The following is a 25,876-nucleotide window of genomic DNA, read 5'->3' as shown; positions in this document are numbered from 1 at the left end:
CCCCTTAAGACTGCAAGACGTCTGCCAGGCGCTCGAGACGGCCACGTACGCTGCCATCGATCACCAGATCACCAGCACGGATAATGACACCGGCCAGTACAGACTTGTCAATTTTGCAATTCAGCTTAACTTTGCGTGACAGACGTTTTTCCATCGCAGCGATAATCTTGGCTTGCTGTGTGTCGTTCAGTGCGCTCGATGAGAGCACCTCGACTTCGACGGTGGATTCCAACGCGGCGCGCAGTTCGATGAACTGTTGCAGCACCGCAGGAAGGACCAGTAAACGCCCATTTTCGGCCATTACACGGATAAAGTTCTGGCCATGTTCGTCGAGCTCATCGCCACAAACCGCAATAAACGTGTTGGACAAGGTTTCTGGTGCTACCGCACCGGAAAGCAGTTCCGCCATCTGTTCATTACGCGTGACAACAGCAGTAAACGCCAGCATTTGCTGCCAGCGTTCTACGCTTTGGTTCTCAACGGCAAAGTCAAAAGCTGCTTTGGCGTAGGGGCGAGCTACGGTGATAAATTCAGACATCAGCCCCTCCCTCCTTACAGTTCAGCGACCAGTTTATCAACGATGTCGCTGTTAGCAGCTTCATCCACGGAACGTTCGATGATCTTCTCGGCACCGGCAATTGCCAGCATCGCGACTTGCTTACGCAACTCTTCACGAGCGCGCTTACGTTCGGCTTCGATCTCAGCCTGAGCCTGCGCCACGATTTTGTTACGTTCCTGCTCGGCTTCTGCTTTCGCTTCGTCCACGATCTGAGCTTTGCGTTTGTTTGCTTGCTCAATAATCGCCTGGGCTTCCGCTTTGGCAGTTTTCAGCTGGTCGGTCGCATGGGCTTGCGCTAAGTCCAAATCTTTTTTGCCACGTTCTGCGGAAGCGAGGCCATCAGCAATTTCTTTCTGACGCTTCTCGATGGCAGCCATAATTGGCGGCCATACATACTTCATGCAGAACCAGACAAACAGGATGAACGCGATAGCCTGGCCGAGGATTGTTGCGTTAAGATTCACAGCACAATGCCTCTTTAAAAGTTAATAATGTGGTTTCTTTGTAGAGTGTGAACCCTACTTACGCGACAGCAAACATCACGTACAAACCCAGACCAACAGCGATCATCGGGATGGCGTCAACCAGGCCCATAACGATAAAGAACTGTGTACGCAACAGCGGGATCAGATCAGGTTGACGTGCAGCGCCTTCCAAGAATTTACCACCCAGGATGCCGATACCGATCGCAGCACCGATTGCCGCTAACCCCATCATAATAGCGGCAGCCATGTACAGCAGATCCATATTCAGGTTTTCCATGACAGTCTCCAGTTTGTTTCAGTTTAATAGTGCAAGTGTTTTAAGAAAATCAGTGCTCTTCAGACGCCATCGACAGATAGACAATCGTCAGAACCATGAAAATAAAGGCTTGAAGCGTAATGATCAGGATGTGGAAGATTGCCCAAGGCAAACTCAGCATCCACTGTGACCACCACGGCAACAGACCAGCAATCAGGATGAAGATCAACTCACCCGCATACATGTTGCCGAACAGTCGCAGACCCAGTGAAACAGGTTTGGACAGCAGGCTGACACCTTCAAGGATCAGGTTAATGGGAATAAATACCGGGTGGTTGAACGGCTGCATGGTTAACTCTTTGACGAACCCACCAATGCCTTTCATTTTAATGCTATAGAACAGGATCAGGACAAATACGGCCAACGCCATCGACAGCGTGATGTTCACGTCGGCGGTAGGGACGACACGCAGTGCCGGCAGACCAAGCTGGGTTCCGATATAAGGCAGGAAGTCAACCGGGATGAGGTCCATCAGGTTCATCAGGAACACCCAGACGAACACCGTCAGCGCCAACGGAGCAATCACCTTGCTCTTGCCGTGATACATATCCTTGACGCTGTTATCGACAAAGCCAACGATCAGCTCAACGGCGGTTTGCAGCTTGCCGGGAACGCCACTGGTGGCGTTTTTGGCTACCTTGCGGAAAATAGCCAGAAAAACCACCCCGAGGACGACGGAGAAAAACATCGAGTCGAGGTTAATCGACCAAAAACCAGTCCCGACCTGAAGCTGCGTCAGGTGGTGACCGATATACTCCTGTGGACTGTTGAATCCCTCTGCAGACATGATGCCTCTACCCTTATTTAGTTAATTTCGGTAACTGTTAATCACGGCGGGTGCCACTATCTGCACCACTAACACCGCTAAATAGGTCAGGCCAAGCGGTACAAACGCCACTTTGAACACCCCAAGCGCCACGATCAGCAAAACGATGGTGATCACGACCTTTAGCCCTTCACCAATGGCGAACGACCAGGCAACCCGTCCGGGTGCCGGCGTCTGTGCCTGGTGACGCAAGGCAAACAGCATAAACATGGCATTGGGTAACCAGGCAGCCAGGCCACCTGCCAGTGCCGAACCGCTCCACTCCAGACTTTTCAGGCCGAAGGCAGCGCTGATCAAAACAAAAGTCATTAACTGCAGCAACAGCAACTTACGTGCAACTTTTCCGCTGTACAGGGACACAGACATGACGTTTGTTCTCTCCGTACCCCTGAGGGGGTATGCCGACGTATAAAACTGCCTTTGCGGTTCTGAGTCAAGCAGCAAAAAACGTGCAAATTATACGGGCCACTCCAACGAATTCAATCGATAAGTAGCGAAAAGGTGAACAATTATTTAAATTTCCCCTTTTCGGGCTCTTTTCACAAGAAAATGGCCGGAATAATCGCTCGCATTTATTTGTCTGACTATTCCACGGTTGCGGTAAGAAACGTGCAACCGATCACAATACTGACTATTAATGAGTTATAGCCCAGGTTCACGACCGAGGTCTTTAGCTTTTTGGGCGATCAAAAAATATTATAAATCAAATCATTACAACGTAACCGTTCAAAAACAATCCTTATACCCCGTAAAAACCTTTTATTGACATTCACAGGAATAATAAAGCAACACTCAATTAACACTGACAGCAAATCGGAATCTTTCACACATTGTTGCTAACGTGACTATCACCCACTGGAATGATGCATTTTTGACACAACAATGTTAATCAAAGGTAAATAAGCTAAGGGGAGAACCTATATGATTAGCCTGCTTGCTATTTATCTTCTATACCCTACACCAATCGCTGATTATTTGATGCTAAACAATTCTGATTTGGCTTTAGTGAGCTTTCAGGACGATCAAATGGCGCTCGCCCTCCAGCTCCGGCACCTGCAAACGCACCACCGACTCCAAAGCAATCCCTTCTGGCAACTGAGCCAACTCGTCTTGCGGGCAAACCCCTTTCAGCGCATAAAAACGCCCCTGCCCTTTGGCTGGCAGATGGTGACACCATGCCAACATGTCTTGCAGTGAAGCAAAAGCACGGCTGATCACGCCATCAAACGGCGGTTCTGCCACAAACTCTTCTACACGGCTCTGTACCGGCTCGATATTGTTCAACCCCAGCTCATGCTGAACCTGCCGCAGGAAGCGTACGCGCTTGCCCAAACTGTCTAACAGGGTGAAATGCGCATCGGGCCGCACTATTGCCAACGGAATGCCAGGCAAACCAGGACCGGTGCCAACGTCGATAAAGCGTGAACCTGTCAGATGGGCATTCACCACGATGCTGTCCATGATATGACGCACCAGCATTTGCTGCGGATCGCGAACGGAAGTGAGGTTGTAAGCCTTGTTCCACTTGTCGAGCATAGCGACATAGCCCAACAATTGCTGTTTTTGTTGATCGGGAAGCGAAATTCCAGCCGCCGAAAGCAACGAATCCAATTTTTTTTGCACAACAGAGTCCTCTGACAGGCGTGGAACAGCAGGCCAATCTGCAACTGCTCTCTTAGGCAGTCTATGATAATTCAGGCTTGAGGTGATGTCAGCGGCCGTTTGCTCAGCAGATAGGCAAACGGCCACTCGGTGAGCGTATTTATGCGCTGCGGCGCAGTAAGCCCTGCTTTTTCAGCCAGATCAGCAAAATGGAGATCGCTGCTGGGGTGATACCGGAAATGCGCGAAGCCTGGCCGATCGAGTTAGGTTTGTGATCGTTCAATTTGGCGATCACCTCATTGGACAATCCGGAGACCTGACGATAATCGAGATCAAGCGGCAGCACGGTGTTCTCGTTGCGCTGCTGCTTGTCGATCTCATCTTGCTGGCGAGCGATGTAGCCTTCGTATTTCACCTGAATTTCCACTTGCTCAGCGGCTTCGGTGTCTGCCAGTGCAGGAGCAAAAGCAGCTACTGCGGTCAGTTGGCCATAATCCATTTCCGGGCGGCGCAGCAATTCTTCGCCGTTGGCTTCGCGTGACAAAGGCGCTTTCAGCAGGACGTTAACCTGTTCGACGTTCTCTGAATGCGGGTGCACCCAGATATCACGCAGACGCTGGCGTTCCTGTTCGATGTGCTCAAGCTTTTCGCAGTAGCGCTGCCAGCGTTCATCGTCAACCAGCCCCAGCTCTCGGCCTTTTTCCGTCAGGCGCAGATCGGCGTTGTCTTCACGCAACATCAGACGGTATTCGGCACGTGAGGTAAACATGCGGTACGGCTCTTTGGTGCCCAGAGTACTGAGATCGTCTACCAGTACCCCCAGGTAAGCCTGATCGCGGCGTGGTGACCAGCCTTCGTCTTCAACGGCATAACGCCCGGCGTTCAACCCGGCCAACAGGCCTTGTGCAGCAGCTTCTTCGTAACCGGTGGTGCCGTTGATCTGGCCTGCGAAGAACAGCCCTTGAATAAATTTGCTTTCCAACGTCGGCTTCAGATCGCGTGGATCGAAGAAATCGTACTCGATGGCATAACCAGGGCGAACGATGCGGGCATTTTGCATCCCTTCCATCGAACGTACGATTTGCATCTGAACGTCAAACGGCAAACTGGTGGAAATCCCATTCGGGTAGATCTCGTTGCTGGTTAACCCTTCAGGTTCCAGGAAGATCTGGTGCGCATTACGATCGGCAAAGCGCATCACTTTGTCTTCGATCGATGGGCAGTAGCGTGGGCCGATCCCTTCGATGATCCCGGCATACATCGGGCTACGATCGAGGTTATTGCGGATCACGTCATGCGTTTTTTCATTGGTGTGCGTGATGTAGCACGGCACCTGTTGCGGATGCTGGCTGGCGTTGCCCAGGAAAGAAAACACTGGGATTGGCGTATCGCCATGCTGCTCAGCCAGAACGCTGAAGTCTATGGTGCGTGCATCGATACGGGGAGGTGTACCCGTTTTCAGGCGATTGACACGCAGAGGCAGTTCACGCAGACGCTGTGACAAAGAGATCGACGGAGGATCCCCGGCACGGCCACCGCTGTAGTTTTCCAGGCCGATGTGGATCTTGCCATCCAGGAAGGTGCCCACGGTCAGTACTACCGCTTTGGCACGGAATTTCAGCCCCATCTGGGTCACCGCACCCACCACGCGATCGTTCTCGACGATCAGATCCTCAACCGGTTGTTGGAAGATCATCAGGTTTGGCTGGTTCTCCAATGCGGTACGAACGGCTTGGCGATACAGGACGCGATCTGCCTGAGCTCGAGTGGCTCGCACTGCCGGGCCTTTGCTGGCGTTTAGTATCCTAAACTGAATGCCTGCATGGTCGATCGCCTTGGCCATCAGCCCGCCGAGTGCGTCGATTTCCTTGACCAGATGCCCTTTCCCGATACCACCGATCGCCGGATTACAGGACATTTGTCCCAGCGTGTCGATATTGTGGGTCAGTAATAAAGTCTGACGTCCCATACGTGCCGCAGCCATGGCGGCTTCGGTTCCGGCATGGCCACCACCGATGATAATGACGTCAAATTGCTCTGGATAAAACATGGAACAGCACCTCGGAGTACTTGCGAACGATCGTTGTTTGCCCTGGGGGGAGGATTCTACTCAAGTTTAGTCGATCGACCAAGCGGTCAGGATCTTAGGTAATTAAAAGAAGATCTTTTTTATTTAAAGATCTCTTTATTAGATCTCTTATTAGGATCGCGATCCTCTGTGGATAAGTGATTATTCCACATAAAGATCAGCCGATTAAGCAGGATCGTTTGCTGTGAATGATCGGTGATCCTGGCCAGTATAAGCTGGGATCTAAATGGCATGTTATCCACAGGACAGAAAGCGTACGACGGTTGTTATTGGGATAACTACCGGTTATACCCTGCTTTCAAGCCTAGTTATACACAATCGTTCGCGCGATCTTTAACCGAATTAGAGTAAAATAATCCAATTCTTCAGCCATTCTTCGGCAGGATCCTCGGGAATTTCATGTTGGGTCACGTCGATCTCGAGACGATCGCCGATCCTTTTCGCTCCACGAGCCTGGAAAAGATCGTCGATCTGTTTGATCGCACCACAGAAGGTATCGTACTCAGAACTGCCCAAACCGACGGCACCAAACTGCACCTGAGATAAATCAGGCTGCTGCTCTGCCAGTTGTTCCAGCAGCGGCTGCAAGTTATCTGGTAAATCACCGGCACCGTGAGTGGAGGAAACCACCAGCCAGCGGCCTGACAGCGTCAATTCATCCAATTCAGGGCCATGCAGCATTTCTGTTGAGAAACCTGCTTCTTCGAGTTTCTCGGCCAAATGTTCAGCCACGTATTCTGCGCTGCCAAGCGTGCTGCCACTGATCAGAGTGATGTCTGCCATGAATGAATGATCCCAACCTTAAACTCAAGAGGCCGTATTGTACTCTGTGAATCAGCTGGGATCTACCTGTGGATAATATGGGTATAACGATCGAGGGAATCTGGATCCACCCACAACATCTACGGTTCATCAGACACAATTATGGTGCTATTTTTTCATAATTGATTGATTTAACTAGCTAGAAATTCTGTTGGCGGGGGCTGAAGCCATCTTGCCAACCTTGCCGTGGTGGTTGCTATGTGAGGATAAGTTTTATTTTTCAGCTGGTGGATAAGACAGAGGGGGGCGCGAAAGCCCTGTGCATGAGCGCAGAAGCAGGCTGGCAGTATGATGACATGATCAGCCGCGGCTATGGTTAACCCTGTCACCCATTCCTTCATCAAACCCTAAGGTCTTCAAATCGCAGCTTTGCTCCCCTAGCTTCTCCCGGGCTAGGGGGCAAAAGATCGGTTATAGCGTGATGCGCCCCATCATTAGCAACCAGATGACGATGGCATCAAGCAGCAACAGGATAGCCAGATAAAAAATTTCTTTATTCTGGAACAGCGGCTGATTGTCACCCTTCTCTTTACGAGACCATATGAACACCGGTAGCCCGCAGGTAAGCAGAATGGGGACCAGTGCTACATATTGGATTTGGCTGGCATAAAGGATAAACAGGCAGAATATGACGCCAAGAATGCCGCTGACAAGGGCAAATTTACGCCCCTTTTTGGCATACTGATCATACTCTCGATTGAGGCAAATTTTCGCCATATACAAGGTCGTAGTGATATATGCAGGTACCACCATCAATGCACTAATGTTGTACATCGTGTTCCAGGCGTCATTAGAAAAATAGACTAATAACATCGCGGCCTGCATCACAAAACTGCTGACCCAAAGGGAAACATTGGCGGCCTGTTTGCTATTGGTGCGCGCAAAAGCCCGTGGGAAAGCGCCTTTTTGCCCGGCAACCATGGGAATTTCGGCGCAGAGCATCGTCCAGGCTAGCCAGCCTGCCAGTACGGAAATAATCAATCCTACGTTCATTAGCCAACCACCCCAGTGACCGACTACTTTCGCCAGGACGCCTGCGGTTGATGGATTACTGACTTGAGAAAGTTCAGCCTGGGGCATAACGCCAAACGGCAATATTGACATCAGTATGTAGATGATAAGCGCCAACAAAAAACCCAGTAGCGTGGCCTTACCGACATCTTTCTTGTTTTTGGCGCGTCCTGAAAGAACGACGGCGCCCTCTACGCCAATAAATGCCCATAGTGTTACCGTCATTGGGGCCAGAATTTGCGACATCAGTGATACGGGTTTAGCGTGGTTGCCGACCCCTTCAACGATTTGTGGTGCAGTTCCCCAAAAGTTGCTAAACAGCTGAGAATAGTTGATTAAGAAGCCCAGTATGACAACAAACAGCACCAGTGGTACAAGTTTGGCGATAGTACCGAGAGTGTTCACAAAACCTGCAACTTTTGTCCCGGACAAGACCAGGAAGTTGTAACCCCAAATCAAAACCGAACCGCAGATAATTGAATTGAGGTTATTCCCATCGGTGAATACACCGGGGAAAAACTGGTTTAACGCATCCATCAAGATTACGGCGAAGGCGACGTTGCCAAAGGCAGTCATCAGCCAGTATCCCCAGGCGACGTTGAAAGCAATAAATGAGCCGAAGCCCTCCTGGGCGTACATATAGACACCCGCCTGTAGGTCTGGGCGCAGGTCGGACAACAGGCGAAACGAGTTAGCGATAAAGTAGATACCAATACCTGCGATAAGCCACGCGATAATGATCGGCCCTACTGCCGAGGTAGCTGCTGTGTTTTGGGGAAGGCTAAATACCCCACCGCCCAACATAGAGCCTACAACAATGGCGATTAATGCAATTAGCCCGAGCTTGTGCTCGCTGTCCGTCTTTGCTGCGTCAGTAGCACTTGTTGCTGATGTTGAAGATTGATTTGACATAAATAAAACCCTTGCATCGGAATAGACATCACCCCGGCCCTGGCGGGTCGGAGTGATGAGATAACCAGCTGATTATTGACGACCTTTTTTAATTGTTGGAGACACCCGGCGTTTGAAACGGAGCTGTTCCGGCCGCTTTACGGCTTCGCGTTCATCTTCAATGATGGCTCTTACCCAAAAATCACCATTTTCATCAACGTTGATACCCTGGATCTCATGTTCAAAACCTGGGAAGTGCTTATCAAACTCCTGTAAAGCACGCAGATAGCCCATAATGCCTTTGTCGCCCACTGGCAGACGTTCACCTGGCATTAATACTGGAATACCTGGCGGATAAGGGACCAACATGCTGGCGGCAATACGGCCAGAAAAGTCATCCAGGCGGATGTGTTCCGCCTTATAGCGCAACACTTTCTGATAGGCCGCAGACGGAGTCATCACCGGTTCAGGGTCTGTATTAACCGCCTCATTAATGTGGTTCATCAGATCCAGCTCGCGCATTTTTTCATGCATCTGCTGGCAGAGTTGTTTCAGGGTCAAGTTATCGTAATGCGGTGATAGACCTTTCAAAGATGTAATAGCATCAACGGCAAGCGCATCGGAGTCATAGAGTTTTTTAAAGGTCAGCAGGCTTTCAATTAACGTGCCCCATTTTCCTTTGGTGATACCTACAGAAAACAGAATGAGGATCGTGTAATCGCCGGTGCGGGCAATTTCAATCCTTTTGTCATCGAGGAATTTGGTAATCAAATAGCCAGGGATCCCCTGTTCTTGATAACTACCGTCCAGATTAATGCCTGGGCAGGTAATGGTGACTTTTACCGGATCAAGCATGCTATTGGTATCAACCAGATCTTCATCGTGAAAGCCGTGCCAGCTATCGCCCGCACACAATTCCCAACATTCAGGGCCCTGGTTGAGTAGCTCAAGCGGAGCCTCTTCAAAGCTGTACTGTTTACCCGTTGCCTTATCATGAACCTCCGTCGGTTGTAGAACGTCAAAAAACCAGGCTGATTCGCCCTCTTGCTCACGAATCTGGCGTTTAACGGAAACGACGGCTTTACGGAACGCGATGGCTTCATCGATCGACTCCTGTACCAAGGAACGACCGGAGTCTCCCTGCATCATACTTACCGCTACATCAATTGAAGCAATGATCGGATAAAAGGGAGATGTGGTGCCGTGCATCATGAAGGAATCGTTAAAATCATCAAAATCCAGCGGCGCGCGGTGGCTTTTTTTCACATGGATCATTGAGGCCATTGATAGAGAAGGCAGCATTTTATGGGTCGACTGCACGGCAAAAATGGTCGGACGATCGGGAGTGTCTTCAACGTCCATGGCGAAACGGTTCTTATACATCGGATGGAAACGGGCATATGCATACCAGGCTTCGTCAAAATGAATACGTGGTACGCTGGCTCCCAGATATTTCACCACGTCATTAACGTTGTAACAGAAACCATCATAGGTACAGTTAGTGACAACCGCATAAGTAGGCGAGGTGTCTACCGCATCTGAAGTCAGCGGGCTTTTGGCGATCAACTCATCAATACTTTCTTTTTTCAGGCGTTGAGTCGGTATTGGGCCAATCAGCCCATAGGCATTACGCGTGGGCTTAAGATAAACTGGACGTGCCTGGGAAAGGGTAAGACCATGATTTAGCGATTTATGGCAGTTACGGTCGACAATGGCAATTTCATCCGCTGCGACCGCACCTTGAGCCACGATACGATTGGAGCCGGATGAGCCGGAAACGCCATAGAACGTCCAATCAGCGCCAAAAAGCTCTGCGGCGATGTCTTCTGATTTTTTGGACGGCCCAGCATGAATGAGGTAATCCCCCATTTCAGCTGTAGCGACTCCGATATCGGCCCGCATCATGTTTTCGCCGAAGAAGTTGATAAATTCAGTACCGACAGGATGCTTTAAATAGGCCATGCCGCCCATGTGTCCTGGACAGTCCCAGTAATAGTCGCCGTCTTCGGTAAAGTTTTTTAGCGTTTTAAAGTAAGGCGGCAGCAGGTTTTCAGCATATCGGTGAATAAGCGTATAAATACGGTTGGCAGTGAAGGTCGGGGTTTCAGAAAATAAATAAATATACTCATTTACTTCTTTGAGTATAGCAAGGGGTACCCTGTCAGTGACATTGTATTCAGATAATAAGAAAAGAGGCGCAGTGGCATTTCGCTTACGGAAAACATCAATGAACTCCTGACATTCAATACCTGTTTCAGGATTGCTTGAGTCCCAGCAGATCCCTACCGCACTGTATTTTTGGCTTTCATTAACAACCTTCACTGCATCGCTAATTTGATCCACAATGAAGGTGGTAAACCCTCTGGCTTTAACCGCCGCGTTGAGCTCTTCGAGAGCTTGTATCGCGGGATTATTTTGTTTTAATCCTCGAGAGGATACAAACAAAATATTGTGATTAAACTTCATGATTAATTACCTTTTTTGAATGAATAAATGAGTGGCCACCGATTAATAGGCGACAAAACATGACGTCTGAACAACAAAAATTGGGTTATAGCTTTATCGTACCATTCATAAAGAGAAATCCTGTAAATGCATCAAGAGCGATTAATGATAAGAAAATTTTCATTTCATTACCCTTAAATATTTTTTTTATTCCTCCATCATGGATACGTGCCCAAAAGAATAACGGTAATCCCAGAGTTAAAAGCATTGGCACCATGGCAAGATATTTCGGCTCGCTGGCGTAAAACATAAACAAGCAAAATAACAGCCCTATGACACCACTGATTAGTGCACTGATACGGCCATTACGAACATAATTATTATATTCACCATTGATACATAATTTGCATAAGTAAGCGGTGGACAGCAGATAGACGGGTAAAACTGTCAAGGCTGAAATCGAGAGCATGGCTATCCAGGCGTTACTTGAAAAGTAAACCATCAAAACCACAAGCTGCATTAAAGCGCTGCTGACCCATAGTGAAACCGATGCCGCTCCTTGATGGTTTCGTCTGGCAAATTTTTCTGGGAAAGCTGCATTTTGGGCCGCAACCATAGGGATTTCTGCACAAATCATTGTCCAGGCTAACCAACTGGTTAACACCGAGATCAGCACACCAATATTAATCAGTCTTTCGCCCCACTCGCCGACAACAATCTTCAGGATCCCTGCCGTTGATGGCGTGGCGATCACGCTCAGTTGTTTTTGAGTCAAGACCCCGAAAGGCAGGATAGAAATCAAGATACATATGATAAGTGAAATGATAAAACCAATTAAGGTTGCCCTGCCGACATCTTTTTTGTTTTTTACTCTTCCAGACAACGCAACGGCACCTTCAACACCAATAAAACACCATAGAGCAACATCAAGTGGCGACTTTATCTGGGAGAATACCGAGCCTAGATACTCCTTAGGAAATAAAGGATTGTTTGCCCAGATGTTACTGGTGAGTTCGTTAACGTTAAGGAAATAAACCAGAACGAATACAAATATCACTAGAGGTATTAATTTCGCTAACGTCCCTATAATATTTACCGCACCAGCCAGTCTTGTGCCAGACAACACTAAAAAATTGAATCCCCAGATGAGAATTGATATGCCAATAATTGAAGGAATATTATTCCCGCCGCTAAAACCTCCCGGGATAAAATAATTCAGCGTATCCATCACCATGATACCAAAGGCGACGTTGCTGAAAATAGTCATCAGCCAATAGCCCCATACGACAATAAATGCACAGAAGGTACCAAAGCCTTCCTGAGCATACATGTAGATGCCAGCCTGTAGGTCTGGCCGAATATCCGAAAGAATAATAAATGTACGAGAAATGAAAAACATTCCGAAACCGCAGATTAGCCAGGCTATAGTCACAGAACCTACTGCTGAACTGGCGGACATATTCTGTGGTAGCCCATCAACGCCGCTGCCAATCATCGAACTGACGACGATAGCAACTAATGCCAAAAGACCTAATTTTTGATTGCTATCTTTTCCTGCTATGCCTGTAGGCATAATTTATCTTCCTCTTATAAAAAATAACGGTGTAGATTGTTATTTTTTTTAGCGTAAATCCTTTTTCCTTTTAAGGTAGAATTCCCGAAATTAATGCTGAGAGTACTAACTAATTTTGAAGGGTATTAGTGTGGAGTTAATTTTTTATACAGATAAAGTCAGTTATCGTAGATAGCTGACTTTATCTGATAGACATTATTTAATGTCGTTAATCCACTGCTTAAATTCTTCCAGCTTGCTTTCAGGTTTTTGCTTGCAGGCTTTGATGACCAGTGGAACGTAGGTGGTTTCTACTTCATTCCAGTCAACATAATCACCTTGCTGAAAAACATTATCTTTATTGACCACCCAGAATGCTACGGGGGTCATTGCCTTAGGATTCAGATCGATAAATTCTTTGCAAGTCATATCCTGCGGGGTTGTTTTAACCGTGGTTTCTGCGTTGGCAACATTAATGCCAGCTACAACCAAAGCGGAAGCGATAAGGATATTTTTGGTAAGTTTAGTCATGATAATTATCTCCTGTTAATAATGAAAATATTGAAAAATGTGTCGAAATTATGCGCCGGAGTAACTGTCCTTATGATGGTTTAAACCATAGTTAAGCATGAAGAAAAACCATGAAGTTAACACCATTTCAAGACCGATTAACATTACGGTTAATAGATATGATGTGTTTTCACCAGCACTCAGCCACAGGAATGCAATAGCAAAATCCAGGATCCCGATAAAAATACACCAGTAACGCCCAATCATTTCACTATTGTTAAATGCTGTGGTCAGACGACTCAATCCCCCTAACAAAAATAGAATGCAAATGAGCATTGAAAGAATATTCATTCCTATCATGGGGCTTGATAAAAAACTCACTCCCAGAAAAGCATAGATAATACCGAACAGAAGCAATGAAAAAAAACTCGAAGTGTTTTTTATGAAAGCGAATGCGCTGACGAAGGAGTATACCCCTGAAATAACAAATAAGCTTCCTATAAGGTAGCTCAAAGCAATGCCAGAATAGACAGGGATCAGTAAACATAAAGTGCCGCACAGTAAAAACAATACGGCTAAAAACAAAACTGTTTTTTTATATTTGCTCAATATCCGGAGACTGAGTTTGTTAATGGTATCACTGTCAATATAAACCATGATCTCTCCCTTGCTTGCCACGCCTGTTATCAGCGCATGATCAAAGTGTAGTTCTATAAAGTGAGAGAATAATATTTTAAACGACTCATTAGGTATATAAGAGCATATAACGACAGATGTCGTATGATTCCTACATATGTAAGACTTACATTTATAATTATTAATAGATTACTGATATTTACGTGCATAACCAAATTAATCAACAATTGATCAACATGCTTCAGAAACACCCTATTGATGCAAACGTGCCCTCCGTAAACTCGATTTTCAATCTTTTTTTGATTTTACTCAAATCATGTTTGGGCTGTTTTACACAGCACCACGGGCCTATCATAGAGGCTTGTGGGCTGTGAAAAATCGCTTATTAAGGCGTAATGGTACGCATGATAGGATTCTGCAGGGAGATCAGCGTCTCCGTTGACTGAATCTCATCGATGGTCTGGATCTTGTTGATCAGAACCTGTTGCAACGCATCGATCGAACGGCACATCACCTTGATAAACACGCTGTAGTGGCCGGTGGTGTAATAGGCTTCCACTACTTCCTCCAGGCTTTCGAGCTTTTTCAGCGCCGAAGGGTAGTCCTTGGCACTCTTCAATATGATGCCGATAAAACAGCAGACGTCGTAACCCAGCTGCTTTGGGTTCACATCAACCCGCGTTCCGGTGATGATCCCGGCCTGTTTCATCTTCTCCACGCGCACATGAATGGTGCCGGGGCTGACGGCAAAATTCTTCGCCAGTTCGGCGTAAGGCATGCGGGCATTCTCCATTAACGCGTTGAGGATGCCGCGATCGAGATTATCGATCTGATAAATTTCTGCCATTAAATGCCCCTTTAATTGCCGTTTGTTGAATTATCACCGCTTAAAAATGACTGATTAAAAGCGAAAAGGCAATATTGATTGATGGATATTGAATTTAGATGCCATTCTGTTGCTTAATCATTGGCAACTAGACAGGTTATTCAAGAGATACGGCAATGAAAAAGCAGTTTATCCAAAAACAACAACAAATCAGCTTCGTGAAATCCTTCTTCTCCCGCCAGTTGGAACAGCAGCTTGGCCTGATTGAAGTGCAGGCTCCGATCCTCAGCCGACTGGGTGACGGTACTCAAGATAACCTTTCGGGCAGTGAAAAAGCCGTTCAGGTGAAGGTCAAAAGCCTACCGGACTCGACGTTTGAAGTGGTGCACTCGCTGGCTAAATGGAAGCGTAAAACCCTGGGCGAGCACGATTTCAGCGCGGGTGAAGGTGTGTATACCCATATGAAAGCGCTGCGCCCGGATGAAGATCGCCTGACGCCGATCCACTCGGTGTATGTCGATCAGTGGGATTGGGAACGTGTAATGGGAGATGGCGAACGTAGCCCGGCTTACCTGCAAGATACCGTTAAGCGTATCTATGCCTCTATAAAAGAAACGGAAGCCGCGGTGAGCCGTGAATTTGGTCTGGCACCGTTCCTGCCAGAACAGATCCACTTTGTTCACAGCGAAACGCTGCTGCAACGTTACCCTGAGCTGGATGCCAAAGGCCGTGAACGTGCGATCGCCAAAGAATTGGGAGCAGTATTCCTGATTGGTATTGGTGGCAAACTCTCACATGGCAAATCCCATGACGTACGTGCACCGGATTATGATGACTGGACCACGCCAGGTATCGAAGGGCTGAAAGGGTTGAACGGTGACATCGTGGTGTGGAACCCGGTGCTGCAGGATGCGTTTGAACTCTCTTCAATGGGCATCCGCGTTGATGCGGCGGCGCTGCAACATCAGCTGACGTTAACCGACGATCTGGATCGCCTGAAGCTGGAATGGCACCAGTCCCTGCTGCGTGGTGAAATGCCTCAGACGATTGGTGGCGGTATTGGCCAATCACGCCTGGTGATGCTGCTGCTGCAACTGTCGCATATTGGGCAGGTTCAGTGTGGCGTGTGGGGACCAGAAGTACGCGAGAGCGTTGCTGGGCTGCTGTAACAGCTAGCGACTCCAACGCCGCAGTAAACGGCTTTTTAACCCGGTATCAAAGCGCCAGATATGATCGAAGATGCGCATGATGCCGGGTTTGCCATAGGCTGACATAGCCACCGCATGAAAGCGTTGCTGGTGGCTGTGCTGCTGTGACTTCACCTTCTTGATCACCTCTTCCGGCAACCGCTGGGCAATAAAATCGGAAATAATCACCGCATCGGCGTCAAACCAGTCGCTTTCCGCCATTTTGCCGACAGTGGCGTTCAGGCAGGCGGCCAAATCCGTCCCGCCACGAAAATGCTGGCCCAGGAACCGCACTGCCTGTTCGATACCGCTGGCGGCCGTCAGTTCATAGTGCACAATCTGGCTGGCAAACAGCATGATGTAGCAGCGGCGGTTATCTGCCAGAGCAATGCGCAGCAGTGCCAGGCAAAAGGCCTTGGCGCATTGTTCATTAAAGCCGCCCATTGAGCCGGAAGTATCTACGCAGACAATAAATGGCCCGCGTGGCTGCCGGTCCTGCTGCTGATGAGTGACCTGGCGCATCATGATCTGTTCCTGCCAGGCATCCCCTTGCAGGCGATAGGTCAGCAACCGTTTTTCCAGCAGCCGCCGGTAAAACTCAAACTCCAACTCTTCAATGCCCAGCGCCGCCAGTTCGGGTGGCAGTAGCCGCAGGATGTCGTCACTTTGGTGTATACCGCTGACCTCTTCCGGCTGAATGGCGGGTACCTGCACCATTACCCGGTACGGTTCAGGTTGCGCATCTTGTTGCTGCACAGCTTTGGCTTCATAGCTGCGGCCCAGTTGCTGTGCCAGCTTTTGTAGCTCTGGCTGCTGTTGCAGGAAGTCACCGTACTCCACCAGCCGTTGGTAGTCACCGCGTTGTAACTGGCCTTTGCTCATATCCCACAATCTGCCTGCGGCCGTGTCGTTCTCTGCCAGCACAGGTTCCAGTGCGCCGCTCAGTGCCAGCCGCTCTTGCAGCTCGGCCATCAGTTGTTCACGCTCCTGCTCCAGTAACTTATGGTGCAGCATCGTGGCCTGCAGCGTCAGGCTAATGCGCCAGCGTTGCAGAAACAGGGTCTGGAAGCTGCCATCGAGCGGATGAGCGGGGAGGTCGGCGGCGTCCACCATGCTCCGTGCCTGGGCGTAAAACGGCGATGCGCATTGGCGTAGCAGATCGAGCGTGTCGTTAAGGTTTTGCGAGAACTGGCCGTGGCTTTCCAACTGGCACTGCTGATAGCGGTAAAACTCTTGCGCCAGCACCGGCGGCACCACGGCTTGCTGAATGCGATCCTTCAGTTGCAGCTTCCATTGAGGCAGATCGCGGTTGATCGCCCGACGTATTGCCGGGAATTTATTGAAAAACACCGCCAATTGCGGCGTTGCCAACATGCCAATGATCAGTTCTTCGATCAGCTCGCCTTCGGAGATCGACAACAGCATATCGAGCGTTTCGAGGCTCAGCATGGTTACTGTCCGCGCATTTGCTGGGACAGCTGTTTGATCTGCTCGGCCACCTGCAACAGGCTGGCTTCAATTTTCGCCAACCCGGCGGCAGGGGTGAACAGGCAAGGCTGATGCTGGCTGAATAACCGCCGCTGCTCTGCCTGGCGCTGGCTTAGCGTTTCTATTTCGTCCAGGAATTCTGGCGGGGTTCCCCCGGTCGGTTTACCCGGCAGGGCCAGCAGGGAGGGCTGGCGGCTGACGTCCAGCACGGTCAGATGCAGTTGCTCATCGACTTCCAGATCGATCTGCTGGGCAAAACCAATGCCGTTAAGCTTGGCGCGTACCTCGCCCCCTTTTTGCAGCCAGTTTTCCAGCATACTGCTTTCGATACTCAGGTGGTTAACCTGGATGTCGTGCAGTTGTAACGGTTTTTGCAGCAGCAGCGTCAAAGTGGTGCCAGTGAGCGGATGCTCCAGCACGTATTGTGGCTTGCGGCTGAACATGCCGCCTTTTTTCACCAGTTGGATTGCCTGACGATGGCTCTGCTGCTGTTGATGCTGCATCCAGCGGGTGTGGATCTGCTGTAGCTGGATCAACAAGGTTTGCTGCTGATAGGCCTGTTCGGTCAGCAACTGATCGATTTGTTGCTGTAACAACTTTAATGATGTCCGATCGTGCCACAGGCAATCCTTCAACAGCATTAAATCCAACGGTACAATGGTGTCGCGGCCGCTGAAAAAGGCGCAGGCTTGCAGTAAGCGCAGGGATTTCTTCCAACGCCGGTCGGAAACATAAGGCGCCTGTTCCAAGGCGTCTAACCGTTGGCGCAGCAGAAAGATCAGTTCAAAGCAGTTTTCCGGCAGTTTGACCTTATCGATCAGCGGTTGCCATTGGTGGAACTCTTCATCGCTGATGCTTAGTGCCTCGGGCACCGGGTTGTCGTTTTCATTCTGCCGGGCTACCAACAGCGAGCGAAAATTCTGCTTATCCTGCACCTTATCGAGCCACAGCCGGATCAGCATACGGTCATACAACGCTTCAAGGCTGCTATCGGCCTCGGGTAATTCATTGGAGGCGGTGACCAGCAGGCGCAGGGGAATGGGCTCTTCACTATTACCGTTACGGAAGCGGCGCTCGTTGATCGCGGTCAGCAGGGTATTGAGGATAGCCGGGCCAGCCTTCCAGATTTCATCAAGAAAGACAATCTCGGCTTCGGGCAGATAACCCGCAGTCAGACGCTGATAGCGGCCTTCATCTTTCAGAGCCTGGATCGACAGCGGGCCAAACACCTCTTCCGGCGTGGAAAAGCGCGTCATCAGGTATTCAAAGGAGCGAGCGCTGCGGAAGGCAAATTTCAGCCGGCGGGCGATCAGGCTCTTGGCGATCCCCGGCGGGCCCAGCAGGAACACGCTTTCGCCGCACAAGGCTGCCAGCAAGCAAAGCCTGATAGCCTCTTGCCGTTCATAAAGGCCGCTCTCCAGCGCACTGCTGAGGCGGGCGATCCGTTCTGCCAGAAGTGTTGATGACGCCATAAAATAGCTCGCGTTGTCCGGAGGTTAGAGCCTGCCACCCAGGCCGACAGCCAATCTTGCTAGAGAATCCGATGATAAACCATCATTATTTTTAGCCCTATAGCTGGTTGATTAGTAAAATTTTTCTATGCTCAACAAGGGGGGTGATTCACATTTTGTTTATTTTTGGGGTCAGATAGTAGAGTAGGCAAGTGCTATAAATGATGCATACTGTGCGCCTTTTACCGGGTGTGACGGATCTTGGAGCCCGTATCTTTAACCTGATGCTGATGCATCGGTTGACGGATGATCTAGCAAAAGAAGCAAACTATGAGCACAGAACATAAACAGTCTTTATCGGCGGTTACCCTGGCGGCTATTGGGGTCGTTTACGGTGATATCGGCACCAGCCCGCTCTATACCTTGCGAGAATGTTTTTCCGGTCATTACGGTTTTGATGTCCGTCCCGACGTGGTGTTTGGTTTTCTTTCCTTAATCTTCTGGATGTTGATCGTCATCGTTTCCTTGAAGTATCTCACCTACGTCATGCGTGCGGATAACGCCGGTGAAGGCGGGATACTGACGTTGATGTCTTTGGCTGGGCGCCATACCTCGGCACGTACGACCTCTTTGCTGGTGATCCTGGGCCTGATTGGTGGCAGCTTCTTCTATGGCGAGGTAGTGATCACCCCGGCGATCTCGGTGATGTCGGCGATCGAAGGGTTGGAGATTGCAGCCCCGTCGCTTGATCCCTACATCGTCCCGCTGTCTATTCTGGTACTGACCTTACTGTTCGCCATCCAAAAACATGGCACCGGTAGCGTGGGCAAACTGTTTGCCCCGGTGATGCTGCTGTGGTTTATCGTATTGGCGGTCCTGGGGGCGCGCAGCATTATCGCCAACCCGGAAGTGTTGCAGGCGCTGAACCCTAAATGGGCCCTCAACTTCTTTGTTGAATATAAGAAGGTGTCGTTCTTCGCGCTCGGTGCGGTGGTACTGTCGATTACCGGTGTGGAAGCGCTGTATGCCGATATGGGCCACTTTGGCAAATTCCCGATCCGCCTGGCCTGGTTCACCGTGGTGCTGCCTTCGCTGGTGCTTAACTACTTCGGCCAAGGCGCATTGCTGCTGAAAAATCCGGAAGCGATCAAGAACCCGTTCTTCCTGTTGGCCCCCGATTGGGCGCTGATCCCGCTGTTGATATTGGCTACGCTGGCCACGGTTATTGCCTCGCAGGCGGTCATTTCCGGCGTTTTCTCGTTGACCCGCCAGGCCGTTCGTCTGGGCTATCTGTCACCGATGCGCATCATTCATACCTCGGAAATGGAGTCCGGCCAGATCTATATCCCGGTGATCAACTGGACCCTGTATATCGCCGTGGTGTTGGTGATTGTGGGCTTCGAACACTCCAGTAACCTGGCCGCGGCCTATGGTATTGCGGTGACCGGCACCATGGTATTGACCAGCATCCTGATCACTTCCGTCGCCATCAAGAATTGGCATTGGAATCGCTTCCTGGTGGGAGGCATTCTGGTGATGCTGCTGATTATCGATGTGCCGATGTTCTCGGCGAACGCCTTGAAACTGTTCTCTGGCGGTTGGTTGCCACTGATGTTGGCCCTGGTGATGTTCCTGATCATGATCACCTGGAAGAGTGAACGTTTCCGCCTGCTGCGCCGGATGCATGAGCACGGTAACTCCCTTGAAGCACTGATTGCCTCACTGGAAAAATCGCCACCGGTTCGCGTGCCGGGCACTGCGGTGTTTATGTCGCGGGCGATTAACGTGATCCCGTTTGCCCTGTTGCATAACCTCAAGCACAACAAAGTGCTGCATGAGCGGGTAGTGCTGCTGACCTTGCGTACCGAAGATGCCCCTTATGTGCATAACGTCCGGCGTGTGACGATTGAGCAATTGTCACCGACCTTCTGGCGAGTGGTAGCCAGCTATGGCTGGCGTGAAACGCCGAACGTTGAGGAAGTCTTCCACCGCTGTGGGTTGGAAGGGCTGCCATGCCGGATGATGGAGACGTCGTTCTTTATGTCCCATGAATCGCTGATCCTCACCAAACGGCCGTGGTATCTGTTCCTGCGCGGCAAGCTGTTTATCGCCCTGAGCCGCAACGCATTGCGGGCTGCCGACCAGTTTGAGATCCCGCCCAACCGGGTCATCGAACTGGGAACCCAGGTCGAAATCTAAAAGAGAGGGCTCAGCATTTGCTGGGCCCTTCTTTTTTAGCTACGCTTTATCAAACGTGAGCGAAACGTTTCGATGGCGATCACATTTCCGCTATGACAGGGTTGTCTTCCTCTGCTGATTTTCTACACTGACTCAATAGCGAAACGTTTCGCTGCTGGAGTTTACTCATGAAAAAAGGCGTACTACTGAATTCTGACGTTTCTGCGGTGGTCTCTCGTCTCGGCCACACCGATCAGATCGCGATTTGCGATGCAGGCTTGCCGATCCCGGCCGTGACGCCGCGTATCGATCTGGCGCTGACCCAAGGGGTGCCGACATTCTTGCAGGTTGTAGGCGTGGTGACGCAGGAAATGCAGGTAGAGAGCGCCATCCTGGCGGAAGAGATCGTCAAGCATAACCCGTCGCTCCACGAGGCATTACTGGCTCAACTGACTCAGCTTGGCCAACACCAGGGCAATACCATCAGCATCAGCTATATCAGCCACAGCGCGTTTAAAGCGCAAACCGAACATAGCCGGGCCGTGATCCGCAGCGGAGAATGTTCGCCCTACGCGAACGTGATCCTGTGCTCCGGCGTAACTTTCTGAGGCGCCTATGCAACCTTTACTGCAACTGAAGGGGATCGATAAGGCCTTTCCCGGCGTGAAGGCGCTTTCTGGGGCCGCCCTGAGCGTTTATCCCGGCAGGGTGATGGCGCTGGTGGGGGAAAACGGTGCTGGCAAGTCCACCATGATGAAAGTGCTGACCGGTATCTATAACAAAGATGCGGGCAGCCAATATTTCCTCGGCAAGGAAGTGGCCTTCAACGGGCCGAAGGATTCGCAGGACGCGGGTATCGGCATCATCCACCAAGAACTGAACCTGATCCCGCAGCTGACCATTGCCGAGAACATCTTTCTTGGCCGCGAGTTCGTTAACCGTTTTGGCCGCATCGACTGGAAACGCATGTATGCCGAAGCGGACAAACTGCTGGCGCGTTTGAACCTGCGCTACAGCAGCCATCGGCTGGTGGGGGAATTGTCGATTGGCGATCAGCAAATGGTGGAAATCGCCAAGGTGCTGAGCTTTGAATCCAAAGTGATCATCATGGATGAGCCGACCGATGCCCTGACCGATACCGAAACCGCCTCGCTGTTTAAAGTGATCAACGAGCTGAAAGCCGAAGGCCGCGGTATTGTTTATATCTCCCACCGCCTGAAAGAGATCTTCGAAATCTGCGACGATGTGACCGTATTCCGTGACGGGCAATTTATTGCCGAGCGGCCGGTTGCCGAACTGAATGAAGATTCGCTGATTGAAATGATGGTGGGTCGCAAGCTGGAAGAGCAGTATCCACGCCTGAACCTGCCGCGCGGTGAAAAACGCCTGCAGGTGAGCCACGTTTCCGGCCCTGGCGTGCATGACGTCAGCTTTACTTTATACCGTGGTGAGATTTTGGGTGTGGCTGGCCTGATGGGGGCTGGGCGTACCGAGCTGATGAAGATCCTGTACGGAGCGGCGCCACGTAAAAGCGGCACCGTGAACCTGGACGGCCATGAGGTGGTGACTCGTACTCCTCAGGACGGACTGGCCAACGGCATTGTCTATATCTCCGAAGACCGTAAGCGCGATGGCCTGGTGTTGGGGATGTCGGTGAAGGAAAACATGTCGCTGACCGCGCTGCGCTATTTCAGCCGTGCCGGTGGTGGCCTGAAACATGCCGACGAGCAGATCGCCGTCAGCGATTTTATCCGCCTGTTCAATATCAAAACGCCGTCGATGGAGCAGCCGATTGGCCTGCTTTCCGGCGGCAATCAGCAAAAAGTGGCGATTGCCCGTGGCTTGATGACCCGGCCAAAGGTGCTGATCCTCGATGAACCGACACGCGGCGTCGACGTCGGGGCCAAAAAAGAGATCTACCAGTTAATCAACCAGTTCAAGCAGGAAGGGCTGAGCATCATATTGGTGTCTTCGGAAATGCCGGAGGTGCTGGGCATGAGCGACCGCATCCTGGTGATGCATGAAGGCCACCTCAGCGGCGAATTCCCGATTGAACAGGCCACCCAGGAAGTGCTGATGGCAGCAGCCGTTGGCAAGCAATACGGCGTAAAGCAGGAGTAATCAGATATGAGTTCACAAAGTGTTGCAGCTAAGCGCTGGTTCAGTAAAGAGTGGCTGTTGGAGCAGAAATCGCTGATTGCCCTGCTGGTGCTGATTGCTGTGGTGTCTTCGATGAGCCCGAATTTCTTCACCGTTAATAACCTGTTCAATATTCTGCAGCAAACCTCGGTGAATGCCATTATGGCGGTCGGCATGACGTTGGTGATCCTGACTTCCGGCATCGATCTGTCGGTCGGATCTCTGTTGGCGCTGACCGGGGCGGTAGCCGCTTCGATTGTCGGATTTGAAGTCAATGCGGTGGTGGCTGTGGCAGCTGCGCTGGCATTGGGGGCAGCGGTAGGGGCCTGTACCGGGATTATCGTGGCCAAAGGCAAGGTTCAGGCGTTTATCGCCACCCTGGTGATGATGCTGTTACTGCGCGGCGTGACCATGGTGTACACCAACGGTAGCCCGATCAATACCGGCTTTACCGACGTTGCCGACGCCTTCGGCTGGTTCGGGATTGGCCGCCCGTTAGGCGTTCCTACCCCGATCTGGATCATGGCCATCGTGTTTGTCGCCGCCTGGTATATGCTGCATCATACCCGTCTTGGCCGCTATATCTATGCGCTGGGCGGCAACGAAGCGGCTACCCGCCTTTCCGGTATCAGCGTTGATAGGGTTAAAATCATCGTTTATTCCCTGTGCGGCCTGCTGGCGGCACTGGCTGGGGTCATTGAAGTGGCGCGCCTGTCCTCTGCGCAACCTACTGCGGGTACCGGCTATGAGCTGGATGCCATCGCTGCGGTGGTACTGGGTGGTACCAGCCTGGCTGGGGGTAAAGGGCGCATCGTCGGTACCCTGATCGGGGCGCTGATCCTTGGCTTCCTGAACAACGGTTTGAATTTACTGGGTGTTTCTTCCTACTACCAAATGATCGTGAAAGCAGCCGTTATTCTGCTGGCGGTTCTGGTAGACAACAAAAGTAACAAGTAACCTCTCCCCTACAGGAATCACGACCATGAAAATGAAAAAACTGGCAACCTTAGTTTCGGCCATCGCGTTAACCGCCACCCTGAGTGCTAACGCCCTGGCAAAAGACACCATCGCGCTGGTGGTTTCTACGCTCAACAACCCGTTCTTTGTTTCGATGAAAGAAGGGGCGCAGTTGGAAGCCAACAAACTGGGTTACAACCTGGTGGTGCTGGATTCCCAGAACAATCCGGCGAAAGAGTTGGCCAACGTGCAGGATCTGATGGTGCAGAACCCGAAACTGCTGCTGATTAACCCAACCGATTCTGACGCGGTAGGTAACGCCATCAAGATGGCCAACCAGGCCAAGATCCCGGTCATTACGCTCGACCGTATGGCAGCGAAAGGCGAAGTAGTCAGCCATATCGCTTCCGACAACCGCGTGGGCGGTAAAATGGCCGGTGACTTTATCGCCAACAAAGTAGGGGCCGATGCCAAGGTGATCCAGCTGGAAGGCATTGCCGGGACATCTGCTGCCCGTGAACGTGGCGAAGGCTTCCAACAGTCACTGGAGCAGAACAAATTTAAACTGCTGGCCAGCCAGCCGGCGGACTTCGATCGTACCAAGGGCCTGAACGTGATGCAGAACCTGCTGACCGCGCATCCAGACGTGCAGGCGGTGTTTGCACAGAACGATGAAATGGCACTGGGCGCGCTGCGTGCGTTGCAAACCGCTGGTAAAACGGATGTCATCGTCGTTGGTTTTGACGGCACCGCAGACGGCGTGAAAGCGGTTGAAGGCGGTAAACTGGCTGCCACCGTGGCACAGCGTCCGGATCAAATCGGCGTGATTGGCGTAGAAACGGCAGATAAGATCTTGAAAGGCGAGAAAGTACCGGCGACTATCCCGGTTGATTTGAAACTGGTTACCAAGTAAGTCATCTCCAGCGCCATCGGAACGGGGCGTGACGATGGCGCGCAATTTTAGGGAACCCTGTGATGGAAACAGCAAAGCTGGTGGTTTTGGGCAGCATCAATGCCGACCATATCCTCAATATCAACCAGTTTCCCCAGCCGGGCGAAACGGTGATCGGCCAGCAGTATAAGGTCGCCTTTGGTGGCAAAGGGGCTAACCAGGCGGTGGCTGCCGGGCGCAGCGGTGCGGACATTGCTTTTATTGCCTGCGTAGGTGCAGACGATATTGGTGAACGTATTCGCCAACAGCTGGCAACCGATCGCATTGATACCCAACCGATTGAAGCTATTGCCGACAGTACTACCGGCGTAGCGCTGATTTTCGTCAATGCCGAAGGCGAAAACGTGATTGGTATCGATGCCGGTGCCAACGCGGCGGTCACTCCCGAATATCTCAACCGCTATCGGCAACGGGTTATCGATGCCGATGCGCTATTGATGCAGCTTGAGTCACCGCTGGAGACGGTGATTGCCGCCGCCAAACTGGCCAAGCAGCACCAAACCCAGGTGATCCTCAACCCGGCTCCGGCCTGTGAGCTGCCTGACGAATTGTTAGCCATGGTTGACATGATCACCCCGAACGAAACCGAAGCCCAGCGGCTGACCGGTATCGCGGTGAATAATGACGCTGACGCCGAACGTGCCGCCAGCATCCTGCATGATAAAGGTATTGGCTGCGTGATTATCACCCTCGGTAGTCGTGGCGTATGGTTGAGCGAAAACGGTAAAGGCAAACTGGTTCCGGGCTTTAAGGTCAAAGCGGTGGATACCATCGCGGCCGGTGATACGTTCAACGGTGCTCTGGTTACTGCTTTGCTCGAAGGTAAAGTGATGAGCGATGCAGTGCGTTTCGCCCATGCGGCGGCGGCCATTGCCGTTACCCGGCCGGGTGCACAGCCTTCCGTGCCATGGCGTGAAGAGATTGACGCCTTCTTGCAGCAACAGGGATAACGCT

23 protein-coding genes are annotated in these 25,876 nt (G+C 50.9%); 7 read left to right on the top strand and 16 right to left on the bottom strand.

Going from position 1 to position 25,876, the window contains the following annotated elements; genetic code table 11:
* Nucleotides 1-4: 4 nt before the first annotated feature.
* From atpH to asnC, 14 genes are all read right to left on the bottom strand, one after another.
* A complete protein-coding gene (atpH, locus tag KGP16_RS26380) occupies nucleotides 5-538 on the bottom strand; it encodes a F0F1 ATP synthase subunit delta (protein ID WP_024527380.1) in 534 nt (177 codons plus the stop codon).
* 14 nt (nucleotides 539-552) lie between these two features.
* On the bottom strand, nucleotides 553-1,023 hold the full coding sequence (atpF, locus tag KGP16_RS26375) for a F0F1 ATP synthase subunit B (RefSeq protein WP_021181429.1): 471 nt from the start codon (nucleotides 1,021-1,023) through the stop codon (nucleotides 553-555).
* 58 nt (nucleotides 1,024-1,081) lie between these two features.
* Nucleotides 1,082-1,321 carry a F0F1 ATP synthase subunit C gene (gene atpE, locus KGP16_RS26370; RefSeq protein WP_004393045.1) on the bottom strand — a complete coding sequence of 80 codons (240 nt, stop codon included), beginning with the start codon at nucleotides 1,319-1,321 and terminating at the stop codon, nucleotides 1,082-1,084.
* A 49-nt stretch (nucleotides 1,322-1,370) separates the two neighbouring features.
* Nucleotides 1,371-2,147, bottom strand: coding sequence for a F0F1 ATP synthase subunit A (gene atpB / locus KGP16_RS26365; RefSeq protein WP_021181430.1), 777 nt, complete (start codon nucleotides 2,145-2,147; stop codon nucleotides 1,371-1,373).
* 21 nt (nucleotides 2,148-2,168) lie between these two features.
* Nucleotides 2,169-2,552, bottom strand: coding sequence for a F0F1 ATP synthase subunit I (atpI, locus tag KGP16_RS26360; RefSeq protein WP_021181431.1), 384 nt, complete (start codon nucleotides 2,550-2,552; stop codon nucleotides 2,169-2,171).
* A 636-nt stretch (nucleotides 2,553-3,188) separates the two neighbouring features.
* Nucleotides 3,189-3,809 carry a 16S rRNA (guanine(527)-N(7))-methyltransferase RsmG gene (gene rsmG, locus KGP16_RS26355; protein ID WP_071682660.1) on the bottom strand — a complete coding sequence of 207 codons (621 nt, stop codon included), beginning with the start codon at nucleotides 3,807-3,809 and terminating at the stop codon, nucleotides 3,189-3,191.
* 139 nt (nucleotides 3,810-3,948) lie between these two features.
* Nucleotides 3,949-5,838 (bottom strand): tRNA uridine-5-carboxymethylaminomethyl(34) synthesis enzyme MnmG, encoded by a 1,890-nt coding sequence (gene mnmG / locus KGP16_RS26350; protein ID WP_021181433.1) that lies wholly within the window; start codon nucleotides 5,836-5,838, stop codon nucleotides 3,949-3,951.
* 381 nt (nucleotides 5,839-6,219) lie between these two features.
* Nucleotides 6,220-6,660 (bottom strand): FMN-binding protein MioC, encoded by a 441-nt coding sequence (gene mioC / locus KGP16_RS26345; RefSeq protein ID WP_024484681.1) that lies wholly within the window; start codon nucleotides 6,658-6,660, stop codon nucleotides 6,220-6,222.
* A 450-nt stretch (nucleotides 6,661-7,110) separates the two neighbouring features.
* Nucleotides 7,111-8,622 carry a basic amino acid/polyamine antiporter gene (locus tag KGP16_RS26340; protein WP_223500569.1) on the bottom strand — a complete coding sequence of 504 codons (1,512 nt, stop codon included), beginning with the start codon at nucleotides 8,620-8,622 and terminating at the stop codon, nucleotides 7,111-7,113.
* Between the two features lie 72 nt (nucleotides 8,623-8,694).
* Complete coding sequence (locus tag KGP16_RS26335) at nucleotides 8,695-11,067, bottom strand: Orn/Lys/Arg decarboxylase N-terminal domain-containing protein (RefSeq protein ID WP_223500567.1); 2,373 nt, start codon at nucleotides 11,065-11,067, stop codon at nucleotides 8,695-8,697.
* A gap of 85 nt (nucleotides 11,068-11,152) precedes the next feature.
* The gene (locus KGP16_RS26330; RefSeq protein WP_059199287.1) at nucleotides 11,153-12,619 is read right to left on the bottom strand and encodes a basic amino acid/polyamine antiporter; all 1,467 of its coding nucleotides are present in this window, start codon (nucleotides 12,617-12,619) and stop codon (nucleotides 11,153-11,155) included.
* Between the two features lie 195 nt (nucleotides 12,620-12,814).
* Complete coding sequence (hdeB, locus tag KGP16_RS26325; protein ID WP_223500565.1) at nucleotides 12,815-13,129, bottom strand: acid-activated periplasmic chaperone HdeB; 315 nt, start codon at nucleotides 13,127-13,129, stop codon at nucleotides 12,815-12,817.
* 48 nt (nucleotides 13,130-13,177) lie between these two features.
* The gene (locus KGP16_RS26320; RefSeq protein WP_223500564.1) at nucleotides 13,178-13,765 is read right to left on the bottom strand and encodes a DUF308 domain-containing protein; all 588 of its coding nucleotides are present in this window, start codon (nucleotides 13,763-13,765) and stop codon (nucleotides 13,178-13,180) included.
* Between the two features lie 364 nt (nucleotides 13,766-14,129).
* Complete coding sequence (asnC, locus tag KGP16_RS26315) at nucleotides 14,130-14,591, bottom strand: transcriptional regulator AsnC (protein WP_021181440.1); 462 nt, start codon at nucleotides 14,589-14,591, stop codon at nucleotides 14,130-14,132.
* Nucleotides 14,592-14,746: 155 nt separating this feature from the next.
* Here asnC and asnA point away from each other — a divergent pair, with 155 nt between their 5' ends.
* The gene (gene asnA, locus KGP16_RS26310; RefSeq protein WP_021181441.1) at nucleotides 14,747-15,739 is read left to right on the top strand and encodes an aspartate--ammonia ligase; all 993 of its coding nucleotides are present in this window, start codon (nucleotides 14,747-14,749) and stop codon (nucleotides 15,737-15,739) included.
* Between the two features lie 3 nt (nucleotides 15,740-15,742).
* On the opposite strand, the gene viaA is transcribed toward asnA, so the two are convergent.
* Together viaA and ravA are read right to left on the bottom strand one after the other, a co-directional pair.
* On the bottom strand, nucleotides 15,743-17,206 hold the full coding sequence (gene viaA, locus KGP16_RS26305; protein WP_223500562.1) for an ATPase RavA stimulator ViaA: 1,464 nt from the start codon (nucleotides 17,204-17,206) through the stop codon (nucleotides 15,743-15,745).
* Nucleotides 17,207-17,208: 2 nt separating this feature from the next.
* Complete coding sequence (ravA, locus tag KGP16_RS26300) at nucleotides 17,209-18,717, bottom strand: ATPase RavA (RefSeq protein ID WP_115160455.1); 1,509 nt, start codon at nucleotides 18,715-18,717, stop codon at nucleotides 17,209-17,211.
* Between the two features lie 309 nt (nucleotides 18,718-19,026).
* Between ravA and kup the strand changes: the two genes are divergently transcribed.
* The 6 genes from kup to rbsK all read left to right on the top strand — a co-directional run bounded on the left by kup (nucleotide 19,027) and on the right by rbsK (nucleotide 25,872).
* Nucleotides 19,027-20,895: a low affinity potassium transporter Kup gene (kup, locus tag KGP16_RS26295; RefSeq protein ID WP_059199291.1), complete on the top strand. Its 1,869-nt coding sequence runs from the start codon at nucleotides 19,027-19,029 to the stop codon at nucleotides 20,893-20,895.
* Nucleotides 20,896-21,062: 167 nt separating this feature from the next.
* A complete protein-coding gene (rbsD, locus tag KGP16_RS26290; RefSeq protein WP_021181445.1) occupies nucleotides 21,063-21,482 on the top strand; it encodes a D-ribose pyranase in 420 nt (139 codons plus the stop codon).
* 7 nt (nucleotides 21,483-21,489) lie between these two features.
* On the top strand, nucleotides 21,490-22,995 hold the full coding sequence (rbsA, locus tag KGP16_RS26285) for a ribose ABC transporter ATP-binding protein RbsA (protein ID WP_094982448.1): 1,506 nt from the start codon (nucleotides 21,490-21,492) through the stop codon (nucleotides 22,993-22,995).
* A gap of 6 nt (nucleotides 22,996-23,001) precedes the next feature.
* Complete coding sequence (rbsC, locus tag KGP16_RS26280; RefSeq protein ID WP_059199292.1) at nucleotides 23,002-23,970, top strand: ribose ABC transporter permease; 969 nt, start codon at nucleotides 23,002-23,004, stop codon at nucleotides 23,968-23,970.
* 25 nt (nucleotides 23,971-23,995) lie between these two features.
* Nucleotides 23,996-24,883, top strand: coding sequence for a ribose ABC transporter substrate-binding protein RbsB (gene rbsB, locus KGP16_RS26275; protein WP_021181448.1), 888 nt, complete (start codon nucleotides 23,996-23,998; stop codon nucleotides 24,881-24,883).
* 62 nt (nucleotides 24,884-24,945) lie between these two features.
* Nucleotides 24,946-25,872, top strand: coding sequence for a ribokinase (gene rbsK, locus KGP16_RS26270; RefSeq protein WP_059199294.1), 927 nt, complete (start codon nucleotides 24,946-24,948; stop codon nucleotides 25,870-25,872).
* The last annotated feature ends 4 nt before the right edge of the window (nucleotides 25,873-25,876 follow it).

The sequence above is a fragment of the Serratia sp. JSRIV006 genome (assembly GCF_019968685.1).
Classification (GTDB): domain Bacteria; phylum Pseudomonadota; class Gammaproteobacteria; order Enterobacterales; family Enterobacteriaceae; genus Chania; species Chania fonticola_B.
The sequence above is the reverse complement of the archived record's forward strand: the minus strand, read 5'-3'. Positions and strand labels throughout refer to the sequence as shown.

Excerpts from the sequence above, each read along its gene's own strand:
- rbsK (WP_059199294.1), top strand. The coding sequence starts at position 24,946 with ATGGAAACAGCAAAGCTGGTGGTTTTGGGCAGCATCAATGCCGACCAT.
- atpE (WP_004393045.1), bottom strand. The coding sequence starts at position 1,321 with ATGGAAAACCTGAATATGGATCTGCTGTACATGGCTGCCGCTATTATG.
- rbsA (WP_094982448.1), top strand. The coding sequence starts at position 21,490 with ATGCAACCTTTACTGCAACTGAAGGGGATCGATAAGGCCTTTCCCGGC.
- KGP16_RS26335 (WP_223500567.1), bottom strand. The coding sequence starts at position 11,067 with ATGAAGTTTAATCACAATATTTTGTTTGTATCCTCTCGAGGATTAAAA.
- atpI (WP_021181431.1), bottom strand. The coding sequence starts at position 2,552 with ATGTCTGTGTCCCTGTACAGCGGAAAAGTTGCACGTAAGTTGCTGTTG.
- KGP16_RS26330 (WP_059199287.1), bottom strand. The coding sequence starts at position 12,619 with ATGCCTACAGGCATAGCAGGAAAAGATAGCAATCAAAAATTAGGTCTT.
- ravA (WP_115160455.1), bottom strand. The coding sequence starts at position 18,717 with ATGGCGTCATCAACACTTCTGGCAGAACGGATCGCCCGCCTCAGCAGT.
- kup (WP_059199291.1), top strand. The coding sequence starts at position 19,027 with ATGAGCACAGAACATAAACAGTCTTTATCGGCGGTTACCCTGGCGGCT.
- hdeB (WP_223500565.1), bottom strand. The coding sequence starts at position 13,129 with ATGACTAAACTTACCAAAAATATCCTTATCGCTTCCGCTTTGGTTGTA.
- atpH (WP_024527380.1), bottom strand. The coding sequence starts at position 538 with ATGTCTGAATTTATCACCGTAGCTCGCCCCTACGCCAAAGCAGCTTTT.
- asnC (WP_021181440.1), bottom strand. The coding sequence starts at position 14,591 with ATGGCAGAAATTTATCAGATCGATAATCTCGATCGCGGCATCCTCAAC.
- rbsD (WP_021181445.1), top strand. The coding sequence starts at position 21,063 with ATGAAAAAAGGCGTACTACTGAATTCTGACGTTTCTGCGGTGGTCTCT.
- atpB (WP_021181430.1), bottom strand. The coding sequence starts at position 2,147 with ATGTCTGCAGAGGGATTCAACAGTCCACAGGAGTATATCGGTCACCAC.
- rbsC (WP_059199292.1), top strand. The coding sequence starts at position 23,002 with ATGAGTTCACAAAGTGTTGCAGCTAAGCGCTGGTTCAGTAAAGAGTGG.
- mioC (WP_024484681.1), bottom strand. The coding sequence starts at position 6,660 with ATGGCAGACATCACTCTGATCAGTGGCAGCACGCTTGGCAGCGCAGAA.
- asnA (WP_021181441.1), top strand. The coding sequence starts at position 14,747 with ATGAAAAAGCAGTTTATCCAAAAACAACAACAAATCAGCTTCGTGAAA.
- mnmG (WP_021181433.1), bottom strand. The coding sequence starts at position 5,838 with ATGTTTTATCCAGAGCAATTTGACGTCATTATCATCGGTGGTGGCCAT.
- rbsB (WP_021181448.1), top strand. The coding sequence starts at position 23,996 with ATGAAAATGAAAAAACTGGCAACCTTAGTTTCGGCCATCGCGTTAACC.
- KGP16_RS26320 (WP_223500564.1), bottom strand. The coding sequence starts at position 13,765 with ATGGTTTATATTGACAGTGATACCATTAACAAACTCAGTCTCCGGATA.
- viaA (WP_223500562.1), bottom strand. The coding sequence starts at position 17,206 with ATGCTGAGCCTCGAAACGCTCGATATGCTGTTGTCGATCTCCGAAGGC.
- KGP16_RS26340 (WP_223500569.1), bottom strand. The coding sequence starts at position 8,622 with ATGTCAAATCAATCTTCAACATCAGCAACAAGTGCTACTGACGCAGCA.